This window comes from Bacillus sp. FSL W8-1141 (assembly GCF_038593205.1).
In the GTDB taxonomy this organism is placed as follows: Bacteria; Bacillota; Bacilli; order Bacillales; family Bacillaceae; genus Bacillus; species Bacillus altitudinis.
In genome coordinates this window covers 2047971-2064330 of the sequence record NZ_CP151973.1, presented here as the reverse complement: position 1 = coordinate 2064330, position 16360 = coordinate 2047971, and the positions used below count along the sequence as shown (strand labels likewise).

The following is a 16360-nucleotide window of genomic DNA, read 5'->3' as shown; positions in this document are numbered from 1 at the left end:
GGATGACTTTGCATAGGGGAAAAGGGATGAAGTTTGTCGGAGATTCCAGAATACCGGCAGAAAGAAAACCTAACATACCTAAAGACTATTCCGAATATCCGGGAAAAACCGAAGCCTTTTGGCCGAACTTTCTTTTAAAGGAATGGCTTGTAGGTGCTGTTTTTTTAATTGGATTTCTTGTCCTAACTGTTGTTCATGCACCTCCGCTTGAGCGGATGGCTGATCCGACAGATACGGGCTATATTCCGCTGCCAGACTGGTATTTCCTATTTTTGTACCAGTTGTTAAAATATGAGTTTGCTGCAGGGAGCTATACAGTGGTTGGCGCAATGATTATGCCTGGAATTGCGTTTGGTGCTCTTTTACTCGCACCATTTCTTGATTCTGGTCCTGAACGCAGGCCATATCGAAGACCAATTGCAGTTGGAATGATGATTCTTGCAGTTGGTGCAGCAACCTATTTAACATGGGAGTCTGTTGCTACTCATGACTGGGAAGCAGCAGCGAAGCAAGGTGAAATCAAGAAAGAAGCAGAGATTGATACCTCAGCTGAAGAGTATAAAATCTATCAAGAGCAGACATGTATCTCCTGTCACGGAGATAATATGCAAGGCGGGGCAGCTGGACCGTCACTTGTTGACAATGGTTTAGCACCAGAGGAAATTGCGAAAATCGCTGTAGAAGGAAAAGGCAACATGCCCAAGGGCATTTTTAAAGGCAGCGATGAAGAACTTGAAAAGCTCTCGAAATATTTATCTGAGGTCAAATCTAAATAATTCAGTTGTTTAAATGCAAGTACAAGGATATACTCAAAAGGAGAAAAAAGCTGGCGCTGTCAGCTTTTTTCTGATTTTAACAGATCGTGAGTGAAGAGAAATATGAGATGGATTCAATATCTGCTAGCCACACGCTACATGCTTGTGCTCGTGCTCATTGTCAACTTTCTTGGCACTGCGTACGGCTATTACTGGTATATTCCGCAGCTCGTAGAGACGCCGGCTGTCTTTTTACCTTTTGTACCGGACAGTCCGACGGCAAGCTTTTTCTTTTTATTTGTATTACTAGCCTTTCTAATGAAACGCCATGCTCCTTATTTTGAAGCACTGGCCCTTGTCACCTTGATCAAATATGGATTATGGGCTGTTGGGATGAATCTTTTCGTGCTCGTTTCTGTTGATGATTTTCCGTGGGAAGGATATATGCTAATTGGTTCGCACTTTATGATGGCGGTACAGGCTGTGTTATTTGCGCCGTATTATCGTTTTCACATGCGTCATTTGGTTGTAGCAGGCATATGGATTTTACATAATGATGTGATTGATTATGTGTTTGGAATGATGCCGCGTTATTCTATGCTTTCTGCCTATTCAAATGAGATCGGCTACGTGACGTTTTGGTTAAGTATTGCCGTTCTTCTTGTTTCGTATTATCTTGTCATCTCGAAAAAATCGGTCAAGCTTGAACTCCCTTAACAATGTTGGTCTAACCTTGTCCTTTTCTTCATACGCTGTATGGAGAAAGGCTAGGAGGGACTTGCATGAAACGAAAGTCAATCGCGATGATTCTATTATTATTTCTCGTCTTGCATCCAGCTGCTGCAAAAGGAGAGGAAACAACAGCTGCTAAAGCGCTGCAAGAATTAACGGAACTATCAGATTCAATCTTTCAATTAACGAGACAAGCTAAATATGATGAGGCATTACAAGTCGCATTGTATGCTGAAAAGACATTTAAAGCTGAGAATTGGCGTGGAACTCTGACGAATACGCAGGTTCGGCAAATTACACTTGGCTATCAAGATATCATTAAAGGACTCCCGCAGGAAGACTTAAATGAGCGCGAAAAACTTCGGTATGCCTCTCAGTTTAGAATGCTTCTTGATGCGATACAATCAAATTCGGAACCTCTTTGGGGTTCGCTCGAGAAGCCGATTATGGGGTCTTTTCCGACATTAAAGAAAGAAGTAAAAGATCCAGAATCGACGACGTTCTATGAAACTTGGAATGAGCTGGTTTCATTGTATGATATGATTTATCCGAGTTTAACCATTGATATCTCGCCTGAAAAGCTGCAAACGATTAAGCAGCACATGGAAGTAATTGAACAAGGTGAATTTTTAAAAGCATCGAGTGGGACAAAGCTTGAGCGCCTCACGAAACTCGAAGAAGATTTATCAAGTGTGTTTGCGAACGTTGATCAAGATGAAGCGGATCCATCGCTTTTATGGGTCATCTTAACAACAGGAAGTATGATTCTAATCACTTTAACGTATGTTGGGTTTAGGAAATACCGTGCTGAAAAAGAAAAAAAGCAAAAGCGACAAGCCGATTATCCAAAGTCATAAAAAAAGAAGCACCGTTATCGGGCTTCTTTTTTTAGTGGGGATTGAGCGGCTTTTTATGTTCATCTAATGTGAAGCCTTCACCAAGTACGTCATGCACGTCACTCACTGATACAAAGGCATGAGGATCGACGGAAGTTACGACGCTCTTGAGGTGGACAAGCTCATTTTTTGGAACGACGCAGTAAAGGACGTTGCGTTCCTGTTTCGTATAGGAGCCGACACCCTTTAAAATGGTCACTCCGCGCTCCATTTCCTCTGTGATTTTCTTTTGAATGATGTCATCCTTTTCAGAAATAATCATCGCTCCTTTGGCAGCGTAAGCGCCTTCTTGCATGAAGTCGATGACTTTTGCAGCAACAAATACGGCAACAAGTGTATACATGGCTTCTTTGTAATTTAAATAGGTGAGAGAGATGGTAATGACGCATGCGTCGAAGATAAACATCGTTCTTCCCATTGCGACTTGATAATGTTTGTTGATCAGTCTTGCAATAATGTCCACGCCGCCTGTTGTCCCGCCGAATTTAAAGATGATTCCGAGGCCTGTTCCGATAAACACACCTGCAAAGAGTGCGGCTAAGGCTAAATCATGCTGAAGAGGCATATGTATTTGAAAGCGCTGAAAGATGGCTAGAAAGACAGAAAGACTGACGGTTCCGACAATTGTATATGTAAACATGGTTCTGCCAAGCATTTTCCAGCCGATAAAAAAGATCGGAATGTTTAACACAAGGTTTGAAATAGATGGGTCAATGTGAAATAGAAAATATAAAAGCAGTGTGATACCTGTAAATCCGCCTTCCGCCAAGTTGTTCTGCATATTAAAATGAACAAGGCCGAAAGAAAAAATCGCAGATCCTATTAAAATAAATACGATATTTTTAAGACGAATTTCTTTTAGCAAAAGATCACTCCTTTTTTTGCTTAGACAGCGATAATATTATATGGTATGGAAGAGAAACAAGCAAACTGAGTTTTAAACATTTGTCAAATATTTATGATTTCGCTAACATGTAAGAGATGGATAGGAGGATGAGCTTCATGACGAATGAAAAAACGCTGCGTCACGTGCAGCAAGAAGTCGATGATTACATAGGACAATTTAAAGAAGGCTATTTCAGCCCGCTTGCCATGATGGCCCGTCTGACAGAAGAATTAGGTGAGCTGGCAAGAGAGGTCAACCATTACTATGGAGAAAAGCCGAAAAAAACAACAGAAACAGAAAAAAGCATGGAAGAAGAAATTGGCGATGTGCTGTTTGTGTTAACATGCCTTGCCAATTCACTCAATATATCACTTGAAGAAGCCCATGATCGTGTGATGCATAAATTCAATACAAGAGACAAAGACCGCTGGACGAAAAAAGAAGGGAAGTAGAGAAGATGACGAATCAAACCATCAAAGTTGTAATCGCTGGAGCAAGAGGAAGAATGGGGATAGAGGCTGTCAAGCTGGCAGAAGAAACAAGCCACTTTGAACTAGTAGCAGCACTTGATCACACACATGAGGGGAAAAAGTTATCAGATGTGCTTCATACAACATCTGATGCGCCCATTTATACGGATATTGACGTGTGTCTTTCAGAAACAGCTCCGGATGTATTAATTGATTTGACGACCCCAGAAATCGGGAAAGTACATACAAAAAAAGCCCTTGAACATGGCGTACGTCCAGTCGTAGGCACAACAGGTTTTTCAGAAGACGACCTAAAAGAACTTCAGCAATTAACAGAAGAAAAAGGGATAGGCTGTATTATTGCGCCTAACTTTGCTGTTGGTGCTGTTTTAATGATGAAGTTTGCCAAAATGGCAGCAAATTATTTTCCTGATGTTGAAATCATTGAGCTTCATCATGATAAAAAATTGGACGCTCCGAGCGGTACAGGACTAAAAACGGCTGAAATGATTGCTGAAGTAAGAGAAAGCAAAAAGCAGGGGCACCCTGAAGAAAAAGAACTAATCGAAGGTGCTCGAGGAGCAGATTATGATGGCATCCGCCTTCACAGCGTAAGGCTTCCAGGCATGATTGCTCATCAAGAAGTGCTGTTTGGAATGGACGGGCAGACGCTCACGATCCGTCATGATTCTTATAACCGTGCATCCTTTATGTCAGGTGTGAAGCTTTCTGTTGAACAGGTGATGCATATTGATCAACTCGTTTATGGCTTAGAAAATATTATCGACTAATAAGGAGTGGATCCCTGATGAACATTGCTTTAATCGCTCACGATAAGAAAAAAAGTGACATGATTCAATTCGCCATTGCGTATCGAGATCTTTTGGCAGATCATACACTTTATGCAACAGGAACCACAGGTTTAAGAGTGAAAGAAGCGACTGGGCTGCCCATTCATCGTTTCCAATCAGGACCACTTGGAGGAGATCAGCAGATCGGTGCTATGATTGCTGATAATGCAATGGATCTTGTGCTCTTTTTTAGAGACCCTCTCACTGCACAGCCGCATGAACCGGATGTATCTGCACTCATCCGGCTTTGCGATGTGTATGCCATCCCATTAGCAACCAATATGGGGACTGCCGAAATTTTAGTCAGAAATTTAAATAAAGGTACGTTTGATTTTCGAGATGTAGCAAAAAACGGAGGAACGCATGAAACCACTTGATATCCTTGCATTCGGTGCCCATAGCGATGATGTAGAGATCGGTATGGGTGGAACGATTGCAAAATACGTAAAAAAAGGGGCACGTGTTGGGATTTGTGACTTGACTCAGGCTGAATTATCTTCAAATGGAACGGTTGAAAGCCGAAAAGAAGAGGCCAGAGCAGCCGCTGCCATTTTAGGCGTCACGACTCGAATCCAGCTCACGTTGCCAGATAGAGGACTTTATCTGAATGACGAAGCGATGAAAGAAATTGCAGGTGTCATCCGAACATACAAACCGAGACTTATTTTTGCCCCGCACCACCAAGATCGACATCCTGATCATGGTCATGCGGGTTCACTTGTAGAAGAGGCCGCTTTTTCTGCAGGTATACATAAATTTGAAGATTCATACAAGCAGCCAGCGCATAAAATAAGCCAGATGTATTATTACATGATTAATGGCCACCATCGTCCAGATTTTGTGATCGATATCTCAGACGAGATGAAGCAAAAAATTGATAGCTTACATGCGTATAAAAGCCAATTTGTCAAAACAGAGAGTTCAGTGGAGACACCGCTTGTAAATGGTTATATTGATTTTGTCAAAATGAGAGAGTCGATGTATGGAAGGGAAGTCAATAAACCTTTTGCAGAAGGGTTTCTGACAAAGAAGCCACTTTTGATGGACGATGACTTACTTGGGGGGTAATTATGAAAAAATTGAAGATCGGAATCACTTGTTATCCGAGTGTTGGCGGTTCGGGCATTATTGCCACAGAGCTTGGAAAACGTTTAGCTGAAAAAGGGCACGATGTTCATTTCATTACCTCAAGTATTCCGTTTAGACTCAATAAAGTGTATCCGAATATTTATTTTCATGAGGTGGATGTCACTCAATATGCTGTGTTTCAATATCCGCCTTATGACCTTGCACTGGCAAGTAAACTCGCAGAAGTGGCAAAACGAGAGAAGCTTGATATTATTCATGCGCATTATGCGGTCCCTCACGCTGTCTGTGCGTTCTTAGCCAAACAAATGACTGGACAGTCTGTCAAAGTCGTCACCACCCTTCACGGGACGGATATTACGGTTTTAGGCTATGATCCATCTTTAAAGGAAGTTATCCGGTTTGCGATCGAATCATCTGACCGCGTAACGGCTGTATCACATTCATTGGCTGCGCAGACATACGATCTGATTAAACCGAATAAAAAAATTGATACGATCCATAATTTCGTCGATGAGCGCGTATATTTGCGTGAAGATCACGAAGTGCTGAAGACGCATTATGGTCTTCTGCAGGATGAGAAGGTCGTCATCCATGTATCAAATTTCCGTAAAGTGAAGCGGGTGCATGACGTAATCCATGTGTTTAAACAGATTTCTGAACAGGTGAATGCAAAACTGCTACTGATTGGGGACGGACCTGAAAAATCGGTTGTTTGCGAGCTTGTGAAAAAGCTTGGATTAACGGACCGCGTGTTATTTTTAGGAAAGCAAGAGAAGGTGGAGGAGCTCTATTCGATTAGTGATTTGAAGCTGCTGCTTTCTGAGAAAGAGAGTTTTGGTCTTGTACTACTTGAAGCAATGGCATGCGGAGTACCTTGTATAGGAACAGACGTTGGAGGAATTCCAGAGGTGATTGCACATGGAGAGACAGGATTCCTTGTTCCGCTTGGTGATGTAGATGGAGCAGCAAAACATGCTATCTCTATTCTGAAAGACAATGCGCTCCATAAGCAAATATCGATGGCAGCCAAGTCTAGTGTTGAAGCCAATTTCTCTTCTGACAAAATTGTGAGAGAGTATGAAGAGCTTTACTTAGAATTGATCGAAGGTGATGTTGAAGATGAATGAACCATTCACACATGCGATCCCTATTTTACATACACTGCATGAACATGGGTATCAAGCTTATTTTGTCGGCGGTGCGGTGAGGGATGTCCTTTTAGGCAGGGAAATTGGGGATATCGATATTGCGACAGATGCCACACCTGATGTGGTGGAGTCTTTATTTGATAAAACAGTAGATGTCGGCAAAGAGCATGGCACTGTTATTGTGTTACTTGACGGGGTCAGCTATGAAGTCACTACGTTTCGGACTGAATCAGAATATGAAGACTTTCGACGGCCTAAAGAAGTGGCGTTTATTTCATCACTAAAAGAAGATCTTTTAAGAAGAGATTTAACGATCAATGCAGTGGCCATGGATATTCATGGTGACATCATTGACCATGTGGGCGGCAAGCGGGATATTAAGCGGAGACGAATTCAAACGGTTGGAGATCCTGCATGCCGCTTTCAAGAAGATGCGCTTCGGATGATGAGAGCGGTGCGGTTTTTAAGCCAGCTCGGGTTTGAGCTTTCTAAAGAGACGGAAGAAGCAATGAAAAAAGATAAACATCTGCTTGCTAACATATCTGTTGAACGCAAAAAAATCGAAATGGAAAAACTTTTAAAAGGCCGCTACTGTGAGCAAGCCATCAAGGTGCTCATCTCCACCAAATTGTATGAAGAATTGCCCGGCCTCAAGTATCAGCTGAATGAAACGTTCCAAGCTTTCCCGTATTATTTATTGGATGGGTTAGATGAGGTGTGGGGAGCCTTTATCCATTTACTTGGTCTAGATGAGGCGGAGGCGGTGTCCTTTTTAAAAGAATGGAAGTTATCAACGAAACTTTTAAAAGAAGCCGTTGCCATTAGCAAATATGTTGATTGTGACTGGGATGCGGAAAAAATGTTTGAAGCTGGTGAACATGTCCTGCTTTCTAGTATGAAAATCACGCAGCTCAAACATGAGCGCCGCATTTTCTTTGATGAGCTGGAGGCGGCGAAACGTTCATATGATGCGTTGCCGATTAAACAGCTTCAAGACCTTGCAGTGTCAGGAAAAGATTTGATGGCCTTTCGGCAAAAGCCAGCTGGTAAATGGATTGCAGAAGAGCTTGCTTCTGTGAAAAAAGCCGTTTTGCAAAACCAGCTTGAAAACCGAAAAGAAGCCATAGAGGAGTGGCTCATAGCGTGCGATCAGCGATTAGAAAACGATTAATTGAACTATTTACAGCATCTGAGCAAGATTTTGTCTCAAGCCAGCAAATATGTGATGAGCTTGGCTGCTCCCGAACGGCAGTATGGAAGCATATAGAGGATTTGCGAAAAGAGGGATATGAGGTCGAAGCGGTCAGAAGAAAAGGATACCGGCTGCTTCGTAAACCGGACAAAATTAGTGAAGACGAAATTCTGTTTGGTTTGGAAACAGAGCTGTTTGGCAGGCATATTTATTTTCAAGAAGAAGTCACCTCAACTCAGCTCATTGCCCATGACCTCGTCAATAAAGGAGCCCCGCACGGCTCGCTTGTTGTCAGTGATCATCAGACAAACGGAAAAGGCCGCCTTCAAAGAACGTGGCATTCACCAAATGGGACAGGCATTTGGATGAGTTTGATTCTCCGGCCGGAAATACCGCTGCACAAAGCGCCGCAAATGACGCTTTTAGCATCTGTCGCCATCGCTGAAGCCATAGCGCAGCAAACGGGTCTCAGTCCATCAATCAAATGGCCAAACGATATTTTGCTAAACGGAAAAAAGGTCGTTGGTATTTTGACTGAATTAAAAGCAGAAGCTGACCAAGTTCACGCAGTCATTATTGGTCCAGGCATTAACGTGAATCAGACGGCAAATGATTTTCCAGAAGAATTAAAGGATGTTGCAACGAGTTTGCAAATGGAGCTGGGTGAAAAGGTAGACAGAGCGGCATTGATTCAAACCATCATGTCCACCTTTGAAAAAAGGTATGATGAATATATGACTTATGGTTTTGCTCCGATCAAACAATTATGGGAATCGTATGCGATGACCATTGGAAAGCGTATCATCGCACGCACCGTCAATGGGCAATATGCTGGAACGGCGCTTGGGATTAATGATGAAGGCGTTCTTTTACTCGAAACGGAAGACGGAATCCAAAACATCTACTCCGCTGACATTGAGATCAAGTCAACTTAAGTGGAACACCCGGCACATTTTTGATATACTTCGTGTGGGCAGTATCTGAAAAAGAACTGTACCTGTTAGGAAGAAAAATTCGATAAATTTCTGCCTTGATCCTAAGGGACTTGGACAGAGGGATGATTCGTCTGCACATGAGAGATAAAAGCGTGTGAGATCAGACAAGCCATCTCCTCTCCAGAATGAGGAGGAACAAATGAAGACAAAGTTAGATTTTTTCAAAATGAAAGAACAAAACGAACCTATTGTGATGCTGACAGCATACGACTATCCAGCTGCAAAGCAAGCGGAAAAAGCGGAAGTCGACATGATCTTAGTTGGTGACTCACTTGGGATGGTTGTCCTTGGACTTGATTCCACAGTGCAAGTGACGATGGATGATATGATTCATCACACAAAAGCAGTCAAAAGAGGCGCAAAAGACACATTTGTTGTGACGGATATGCCATTTATGTCTTATCATTATTCATTAGAAGAAACGATGAAAAATGCAGCACGCATTATGCGAGAAAGCGGTGCTGATGCCTTAAAGCTTGAAGGTGGAGACGGAGTATTTGAATCCATCCAAGCACTTACAAGAGGCGGTATTCCTGTTGTAAGCCATTTAGGGCTCACCCCTCAATCAGTCGGTGTCCTTGGCGGCTATAAAGTGCAAGGAAAAGACAAAGAGAGTGCACAGAAATTGATTGAAGATAGTCTGAAATGTGAGGAAGCAGGCGCCATCGCTCTTGTGTTAGAGTGTGTACCTGGTGAACTGACAAAACGGATTACTGACATGCTAAAGATTCCTGTGATCGGAATTGGGGCAGGGGCTGAAGCAGATGGACAAGTTCTTGTTTACCATGATGTGGTAGGGTACGGCGTGTCTAGAACACCTAAATTTGTGAAACAATACGCGCAAATCGATGCTGTATTAGAAGAAGCGCTCATACAATATACAAAAGAAGTAAAAGCACGCACATTCCCAGAGGATGCTCATACCTTTCATATGAAAGAAGAAGTCCTTGATGGTTTATATGGGGGGATCAAGGAATGAAGGTTGTCTCCCATATTCATGAACTAAAAGAAATGATCAAGCAGCATCAAAAGAAGCAGCATTCCATTGGATTTGTCCCTACAATGGGTTTCCTTCATGAAGGACATCTTACGCTTGCAAAAGAAGCAAGAGATCAAAATGACATCGTAGTGATGAGCATCTTTGTTAATCCATTGCAATTTGGACCGAATGAAGACTTTGAATCCTATCCAAGAGATATGAAAAGAGACCAGCGTCTTGCCGAAGAAACTGGAGTAGATATATTATTTACACCTGGTGTGAAGGAAATGTACAAAGATGAGCCATCGATTACGATGACTGTTCAAAAGCGTACAGACGTCTTATGCGGGAAGAAACGCCCAGGACACTTCGACGGCGTTGTCACGGTGCTGACAAAGCTGTTTCACCTTGTCGCACCAACCAATGTATACTTTGGTCTAAAGGATGCACAGCAAGTCGCTGTTATCGATGCAATGATCAAGGATTTCTTTTTTGATCTTCACCTTGTGTCTGTTCCTACTGTTCGAGAAGAAGACGGTTTAGCGAAAAGTTCAAGGAACGTGTATCTGTCTGAAACAGAAAGGCAAGAAGCACCTGCTTTATACCGGGCATTAAAAAAAGGACAGACAGCTGTAGAAAATGGTGAACATGATGTAAATCGTATTTATCAATTAGTGGAAGAAGAGATTCTTCAAACGAGTGGAGAAATCGATTATATTGACATTTACTCCTACCCAGAGCTTGAACCTCTTCAGCACTTAACGGGCCAAGTGATCATTGCCACTGCTGTGAAGTTCTCCCGGGCAAGACTAATTGATAATGTGATTTTCCATGTTCCTGAAAGCGGTGAAAAACATGTATAGAACTTTTATGACCTCGAAACTTCATAAAGCGACAGTGACTGAAGCAAACTTACACTATGTAGGCAGTATTACCATCGACGAAGATTTGCTTGATGCGGCAGGCATGATGGCAAATGAGAAAGTGCAAATTGTCAATAATCACAATGGTGCTAGACTTGAAACATATATCATCCCTGGAGAAAGAAAGAGCGGTGTCATTTGTTTAAATGGTGCGGCAGCAAGATTGGTTCAGCCAGGAGATGAAGTCATTATTATCGCTTATGGGATGTTGTCAGAGGAAGAAGCGCAATCGCACACACCTAAAGTGGTCGTGTTAAATAAACAAAATCAAATTGAACAAATGATTGGGCAAGAGCCTGCGAGAACGATTTTATAACGCACGCTCACATGGAAACAGAACAGTTTCATCATAAGGAAGCTGTTCTGTTTCAGCTATATTGCCCAGAGTGTGTTTCACTATGAGTGGAACGAGGAATTGAGGTGTCCATTTTATGACCGATCAAAGGTTTGTTGTCGTTGATATTGAAACCACCGGGAATTCACCAAAAAAAGGTGATAAAATCATTCAAATTGCTGCGGTGGTCATTGAAAATGGACAAATTGTCGAACGGTATTCAAAATATGTGAACCCAGGGAAAACGATTCCTGGATTTATTGAACAGCTGACAGGTATTAAGCAGCACATGGTTGATGACGCGGTGTTTTTTGAGGACATTGCCCAAGAGGTATATGATCTCATACAGGGCGCTTATTTTGTTGCGCACAATGTTCATTTTGATTTGAACTTTTTAAACGATGAACTAAAAGCATGCGGGAAAAATGAGCTGGATGTGCTAGCGATTGATACGGTTGAAATTTCTAGAATTCTTTATCCTGAGCTTGAAGGTTATAAGCTAACTGAATTAAGCGAAGAGCTCATGCTTCCACATGACCACCCGCACAGAGCGGATAGTGATGCGGAAGTTACTGCCATGTTATTTTTAACCTTATTACATCAATTAAGGAATACACCGCCAAATGTGTTAAAACAGCTGCGCAGATTATCCTCTTATCTTCTAAGTGATATAGGACTTTTAATTAAGCAGCTTGAAACCAATCACTCTAGTCAGGATGATTCGCTTGTAGAAGTAGGATCTTTTGCTGTGAAAGATGTGACCAATCCTATCACTGAATCGACATATGCAGTAGGCGCTGACGATGAGCAACTGTTTGAGGAGATAAAAGAGAAACTTCCTCAAACATTAGAAGGCTATGAAGTAAGAGAAGGCCAGCTCACGATGATGAACAAAGTAAGAGATGCGTTCCATGAAAGAGCTTATGCGTTAATTGAAGCGGCGCCAGGAATCGGGAAAACACTCGCTTATCTTATACCAGCTGCTTTAGAAGCAAAGAAATCAGGAAAACCTGTCATTATCAGTACATATTCAATTTTACTGCAGCAGCAAATGCTTCAGCGCGATGTTCCGCTACTCAAGCAATTGCTCCCATTTGAGCCAGCCGCCTGTGTGTTTAAAGGGCGGGCACATTATATTTGTTTAGATAAGTTTGAGCATGTGCTGCATGAGGAAGATGATAACTATGATGTTGTCTTAACAAAAGCACAAATTTTAATGTGGCTTCTTGTCACTGAAACAGGTGATTTGTCTGAACTGAATTTACCGTCAGGAGCTGCAAATATAAAAGACCGTATCTCTTGTGTGCACATGCCATTTACATCGAAAAAACGCCGTTTTAAAGAACATTGTTTTTATGAACGGGCTAAACGAAAGGCTCAAACCGCTGATTTAATTTTGACGAATCACCGTCTGCTTTTATCTCAAACAGAAGGAGCTTCTATCTTTCAGCATGCAGATGTCTATGTGATTGATGAGGCCCACCAATTTGAAAAAACAGCCAATGAAACGCTAGGTGACAGTGCGTCTTATATCCAGCTTCATGCGAAATTAACGCAGCTTGGCTCTTTGCATGGCGGGCTGCTTAAGAAATTGAAAAAGAGATTTCATGGGGCAGGTTTATCAACTGACACCTTTATTGAAATGGACGAGTATCTTCAGCAGCTTCAGATGGAAAGTGACGCATTTTTTAGTACCGTACATTCTTTTGTCAAAAGGACAAAACCAAAAGCGGACATCAATCGTCTCATTCATAGAGTCCGTCATCATTCAAAACATGCTCAGTGGGTCCGAATTAAAGAATCAGCGAGTAAGCTTTGTTCATTATTGATTGCTTGTGAGAAACTGTATGAGCAGCAAAAAAATGAGTTGCTTCACAAAAGTGATCAGTTCATAGAGCAGTTTGCATTTGAAGCAGAAGAATACGATCAAGTGATGTCATTTATGCAGACATTCTGCAGTACGCTGTACCGGTTTATCTTTGAACCAAACAATGATGAAACCGTTTGGATTGAGATTGATGCAAAGGGTGCTAAGAATGCTGTCTTTATGCACGCGCAGCCGCTAGATACAGGGGAGCTGCTAGCTGATCGGTTCTTTATGAACAAAAAAAGCGTTGTCCTCACATCAGGGACGCTTACCATCAATCAACGCTTTGATTATTGCTTGGAACGATTTGGACTGCAAGATTTTTACCCACACCTTGTCCAAATTGATTCACCTTTTGAACTTGAAAAACAGCTTAAGGTCGTTGTACCTGCTGACATGCCGCCGATCACAAACCGTGATGAACGCGAATATGTGAAGCAAGCTGCAAAATATATTAAGATCATGGAAAAGCAGGATCAAGCGAAAATATTGGTGTTATTTAATTCACATGAGATGTTAAAAGCAGTGTATGAAGAGCTGAAATCAGAAGGTATGCAATCGGCCTTGTTTGCTCAAGGTTTGACAGGCGGGAGTCCTGTAAAATTGACAAAAATGTTCAAATTGGCTAAGCAGGCCATCTTGCTAGGAACAGGGAGTTTCTGGGAAGGTGTGGATTTTCCTGGCTCAGAGCTAACGACCGTCATTATGGCAAGGCTTCCTTTCCGACCGCCCGATTCACCGCTCATTGAAGCAAAATGTGAAGCTGCAAAAAAACAGGGGAAGAATCCCTTTAAAGCCGTCGCTCTCCCGGAAGCTGTGTTAACGTTTAAGCAAGGAGCAGGCCGCTTGCTGCGCTCGGAAAAAGACATCGGAACATTGCTGATTTTAGACCGCCGAGTGAAAACCGCTTCGTATGGAAAACTATTTTTAGAATCACTTCATCATGCGCCAGTTCACGAGATGTCCAAAGAGTCGCTTGAGGCGTATATAGAAAAGCTTAACAACGAAAAGCCGCTGTCATAAGCGGCCTTTCACTGGTGTGGGTTTGGAGTTAATTTATCGTAACGGCTTTTTATGTTCCGTTGTAAAAATAGTATCGGTTCTCACATTGAAAAGTATGACTAACAATATTTACGTACCGAGGAGGAATTAGAAGTGGAAAGTAAAATAGAGGTACTTTCAACTGTTCAAATTAAGCATTCAGAAGACCTATACAAAATCGTCGATTTGCTGAACAGAACGCTTAAAAGGGAAGATCTTATGTTTGGATTAGCATTAGATCAAGAAGATCAAAATCAAGCGATATTTACCATATATCGCACATAGGGGAAGCTTGACATGAAAAAAATAGTTTGGATTATTTCATCCATTGCTGCGCTCGTTTTACTCATTGGCATCATTAGCTTTTCGTGGATTTATCAAATTGCCATGGGACAAAAAGAAGAAGGTCATGAGGCAGCGATTGAACGAGCAAAAAAGCAAGCATCAATAGAACAAGTAGAGCAAGTGGATACCTTTGTTGGGAAAGAAAAGCAATTTATTGTGGAAGGTAAAAACAAACAAAACGAAGCGATCTATGTGTGGGTACCTGCCAGCAAAAAAGAAAAAGTCATTGCTAAAAAAGCAAAAGAAGGCATTACTTCAACCCAAGCAGTACAAGCCGTTCAAAAGGAGAACACCATTTCTAAGCTGAAAAATGTTCAATTAGCAAGAGAAGGTGACGTCCTCCTTTGGGAAGTAACGTACTTAAATGAGAACAACCAATATAGTTTCAGCTATGTTGATTTTACGACAGGACGAGTGGAAAAAAATTTAACACCATAGTTTCTTCTGTCTTGCGTTGACCATGCTGATTTAGAACGGTTATAATAAAATGTATGAAAAAAGAATCACACCTATCTAACAAGGTGAGTTTCTTTCTGGCTTTGGAGGGAAATATGTTGAAAACAACTATTAATCAAGTGTTCAAACACGTCGATGAAGAAGTAACAATCGGCGCATGGATTGCCAATAAACGTTCAAGCGGGAAAATTGCATTCTTGCAGCTTCGCGACGGGACAGGCTTTATTCAAGGAGTCGTTGTAAAAGCAGAGGTGGAAGAGGAAGTCTTTAAGCTTGCGAAATCAGTGACACAAGAGACATCGGTCTATGTCACAGGACAAGTAACAAAAGACGAACGTTCACCACTTGGTTTTGAATTACAAGTGAAATCCATTGAAGTGATTCACGAAGCAACAGATTACCCAATTACACCAAAAGAACATGGAACAGAATTCTTAATGGATCACCGTCATTTATGGCTGCGTTCTAAAAAACAGCATGCCATTATGAAAATCCGTAACGAAATTATTCGTGCTACATATGAGTTTTTCCATCAAGAAGGCTTCGTGAAAGTGGATCCGCCAATCTTAACAGGAAGTGCTCCAGAAGGAACAACAGAGCTGTTTGCTACTAAATATTTTGATGAAGATGCTTACCTTTCTCAAAGTGGACAGCTTTACATGGAAGCTGCTGCGATGGCACTCGGAAAAGTATTCTCATTCGGTCCAACATTTAGAGCAGAAAAATCGAAAACAAAACGTCATTTAATCGAGTTCTGGATGATCGAGCCTGAGATGGCATTTGTTGAATTTAATGAGAACCTTGAGTACCAAGAAAATTATGTGTCTCACGTTGTTCAAAGTGTACTTGAAAATTGTAAAGTAGAACTGCACACACTTGGCCGTGATACAGCAAAATTAGAAAACATCAAAGCACCATTCCCGCGCATCACATATGATGAAGCGATTAAATTCTTGCAGGATAAAGGATTTGATGACATTGAATGGGGAGATGACTTCGGTGCGCCGCATGAAACAGCGATCGCCGAAAGCTATGATAAACCAGTCTTTATCACTCATTACCCAACCTCATTAAAACCATTTTATATGCAGCCTGCACCAGACCGTGATGATGTCGTCCTTTGTGCAGATTTAATTGCACCAGAAGGCTATGGAGAGATTATCGGCGGTTCTGAACGTGTTCATGATTTAGATCTGCTTGAAGCAAGATTAAAAGAACATGGGTTAGATCAAGAAACGTACAAATGGTACACAGAATTAAGACAGTATGGTTCTGTACCACATTCAGGTTTTGGTCTTGGACTTGAACGAACAGTTGCTTGGATTAGCGGAGCGCCGCATGTGCGTGAAACAATTCCATTCCCAAGATTATTAAACCGTTTATATCCTTAAGACGTGAAAG

Annotated in this window: 18 protein-coding genes; 17 read left to right on the top strand and 1 reads right to left on the bottom strand. The window is 41.8% G+C overall.

Annotated elements, in window-relative coordinates; genetic code table 11:
• Window positions 1-8 precede the first annotated feature (8 nt).
• The 3 genes from NSQ52_RS10415 (at window position 9) to ypjB (ending at window position 2344) form a co-directional block, all read left to right on the top strand.
• A complete protein-coding gene (locus NSQ52_RS10415; RefSeq protein ID WP_008344567.1) occupies window positions 9-776 on the top strand; it encodes a menaquinol-cytochrome c reductase cytochrome b/c subunit in 768 nt (255 codons plus the stop codon).
• Between the two features lie 102 nt (window positions 777-878).
• The gene (locus tag NSQ52_RS10410) at window positions 879-1472 is read left to right on the top strand and encodes a DUF1405 domain-containing protein (RefSeq protein WP_342473312.1); all 594 of its coding nucleotides are present in this window, start codon (window positions 879-881) and stop codon (window positions 1470-1472) included.
• A 65-nt stretch (window positions 1473-1537) separates the two neighbouring features.
• Entirely contained in the window at window positions 1538-2344 is an 807-nt protein-coding gene (gene ypjB / locus NSQ52_RS10405; RefSeq protein ID WP_342473311.1) for a sporulation protein YpjB, read from the top strand.
• Window positions 2345-2375: 31 nt separating this feature from the next.
• Here ypjB and NSQ52_RS10400 read toward each other — a convergent pair whose 3' ends face one another.
• On the bottom strand, window positions 2376-3248 hold the full coding sequence (locus tag NSQ52_RS10400) for a YitT family protein (protein WP_003215598.1): 873 nt from the start codon (window positions 3246-3248) through the stop codon (window positions 2376-2378).
• A 137-nt stretch (window positions 3249-3385) separates the two neighbouring features.
• On the opposite strand from NSQ52_RS10400, the gene NSQ52_RS10395 reads away from it, so the two are divergent.
• The 14 genes from NSQ52_RS10395 (at window position 3386) to asnS (ending at window position 16350) form a co-directional block, all read left to right on the top strand.
• Entirely contained in the window at window positions 3386-3721 is a 336-nt protein-coding gene (locus NSQ52_RS10395) for a nucleotide pyrophosphohydrolase (RefSeq protein ID WP_008344575.1), read from the top strand.
• A gap of 5 nt (window positions 3722-3726) precedes the next feature.
• Window positions 3727-4530, top strand: a complete 804-nt coding sequence (dapB, locus tag NSQ52_RS10390) for a 4-hydroxy-tetrahydrodipicolinate reductase (RefSeq protein WP_017359745.1) — start codon at window positions 3727-3729, stop codon at window positions 4528-4530.
• Window positions 4531-4547: 17 nt separating this feature from the next.
• A complete protein-coding gene (gene mgsA / locus NSQ52_RS10385; RefSeq protein ID WP_035702930.1) occupies window positions 4548-4967 on the top strand; it encodes a methylglyoxal synthase in 420 nt (139 codons plus the stop codon).
• Entirely contained in the window at window positions 4954-5658 is a 705-nt protein-coding gene (gene bshB1, locus NSQ52_RS10380; protein ID WP_024718519.1) for a bacillithiol biosynthesis deacetylase BshB1, read from the top strand. Before mgsA ends, bshB1 begins: the two co-directional genes overlap by 14 nt.
• A gap of 2 nt (window positions 5659-5660) precedes the next feature.
• On the top strand, window positions 5661-6806 hold the full coding sequence (bshA, locus tag NSQ52_RS10375) for an N-acetyl-alpha-D-glucosaminyl L-malate synthase BshA (RefSeq protein WP_024718520.1): 1146 nt from the start codon (window positions 5661-5663) through the stop codon (window positions 6804-6806).
• A complete protein-coding gene (locus tag NSQ52_RS10370; RefSeq protein WP_342473310.1) occupies window positions 6799-7998 on the top strand; it encodes a CCA tRNA nucleotidyltransferase in 1200 nt (399 codons plus the stop codon). Before bshA ends, NSQ52_RS10370 begins: the two co-directional genes overlap by 8 nt.
• A complete protein-coding gene (locus NSQ52_RS10365; protein WP_327871820.1) occupies window positions 7971-8954 on the top strand; it encodes a biotin--[acetyl-CoA-carboxylase] ligase in 984 nt (327 codons plus the stop codon). Before NSQ52_RS10370 ends, NSQ52_RS10365 begins: the two co-directional genes overlap by 28 nt.
• Before the next feature lie 199 nt (window positions 8955-9153).
• Complete coding sequence (panB, locus tag NSQ52_RS10360; protein ID WP_041507030.1) at window positions 9154-9993, top strand: 3-methyl-2-oxobutanoate hydroxymethyltransferase; 840 nt, start codon at window positions 9154-9156, stop codon at window positions 9991-9993.
• A complete protein-coding gene (panC, locus tag NSQ52_RS10355; RefSeq protein WP_342473306.1) occupies window positions 9990-10856 on the top strand; it encodes a pantoate--beta-alanine ligase in 867 nt (288 codons plus the stop codon). The genes panB and panC overlap by 4 nt, the downstream gene beginning before the upstream one ends.
• The gene (gene panD, locus NSQ52_RS10350) at window positions 10849-11232 is read left to right on the top strand and encodes an aspartate 1-decarboxylase (RefSeq protein ID WP_058336709.1); all 384 of its coding nucleotides are present in this window, start codon (window positions 10849-10851) and stop codon (window positions 11230-11232) included. Before panC ends, panD begins: the two co-directional genes overlap by 8 nt.
• Window positions 11233-11347: 115 nt before the next feature.
• Window positions 11348-14140 carry an ATP-dependent DNA helicase DinG gene (gene dinG, locus NSQ52_RS10345; protein ID WP_342473305.1) on the top strand — a complete coding sequence of 931 codons (2793 nt, stop codon included), beginning with the start codon at window positions 11348-11350 and terminating at the stop codon, window positions 14138-14140.
• A gap of 132 nt (window positions 14141-14272) precedes the next feature.
• Complete coding sequence (locus NSQ52_RS10340) at window positions 14273-14443, top strand: YpmA family protein (RefSeq protein WP_008344594.1); 171 nt, start codon at window positions 14273-14275, stop codon at window positions 14441-14443.
• A 12-nt stretch (window positions 14444-14455) separates the two neighbouring features.
• Complete coding sequence (tseB, locus tag NSQ52_RS10335) at window positions 14456-14941, top strand: cell wall elongation/penicillin-binding protein regulator TseB (protein WP_072368280.1); 486 nt, start codon at window positions 14456-14458, stop codon at window positions 14939-14941.
• Between the two features lie 116 nt (window positions 14942-15057).
• Window positions 15058-16350 (top strand): asparagine--tRNA ligase, encoded by a 1293-nt coding sequence (asnS, locus tag NSQ52_RS10330; protein WP_024718525.1) that lies wholly within the window; start codon window positions 15058-15060, stop codon window positions 16348-16350.
• The last annotated feature ends 10 nt before the right edge of the window (window positions 16351-16360 follow it).

Bases quoted from the DNA above. Each gene is read 5' to 3' on its own strand.
- NSQ52_RS10410 (WP_342473312.1), top strand. From the start codon at position 879: ATGAGATGGATTCAATATCTGCTAGCCACACGCTACATGCTTGTGCTC.
- ypjB (WP_342473311.1), top strand. From the start codon at position 1,538: ATGAAACGAAAGTCAATCGCGATGATTCTATTATTATTTCTCGTCTTG.
- NSQ52_RS10395 (WP_008344575.1), top strand. From the start codon at position 3,386: ATGACGAATGAAAAAACGCTGCGTCACGTGCAGCAAGAAGTCGATGAT.
- dapB (WP_017359745.1), top strand. From the start codon at position 3,727: ATGACGAATCAAACCATCAAAGTTGTAATCGCTGGAGCAAGAGGAAGA.
- mgsA (WP_035702930.1), top strand. From the start codon at position 4,548: ATGAACATTGCTTTAATCGCTCACGATAAGAAAAAAAGTGACATGATT.
- bshB1 (WP_024718519.1), top strand. From the start codon at position 4,954: ATGAAACCACTTGATATCCTTGCATTCGGTGCCCATAGCGATGATGTA.
- bshA (WP_024718520.1), top strand. From the start codon at position 5,661: ATGAAAAAATTGAAGATCGGAATCACTTGTTATCCGAGTGTTGGCGGT.
- NSQ52_RS10370 (WP_342473310.1), top strand. From the start codon at position 6,799: ATGAATGAACCATTCACACATGCGATCCCTATTTTACATACACTGCAT.
- panB (WP_041507030.1), top strand. From the start codon at position 9,154: ATGAAGACAAAGTTAGATTTTTTCAAAATGAAAGAACAAAACGAACCT.
- panC (WP_342473306.1), top strand. From the start codon at position 9,990: ATGAAGGTTGTCTCCCATATTCATGAACTAAAAGAAATGATCAAGCAG.
- panD (WP_058336709.1), top strand. From the start codon at position 10,849: ATGTATAGAACTTTTATGACCTCGAAACTTCATAAAGCGACAGTGACT.
- dinG (WP_342473305.1), top strand. From the start codon at position 11,348: ATGACCGATCAAAGGTTTGTTGTCGTTGATATTGAAACCACCGGGAAT.
- tseB (WP_072368280.1), top strand. From the start codon at position 14,456: ATGAAAAAAATAGTTTGGATTATTTCATCCATTGCTGCGCTCGTTTTA.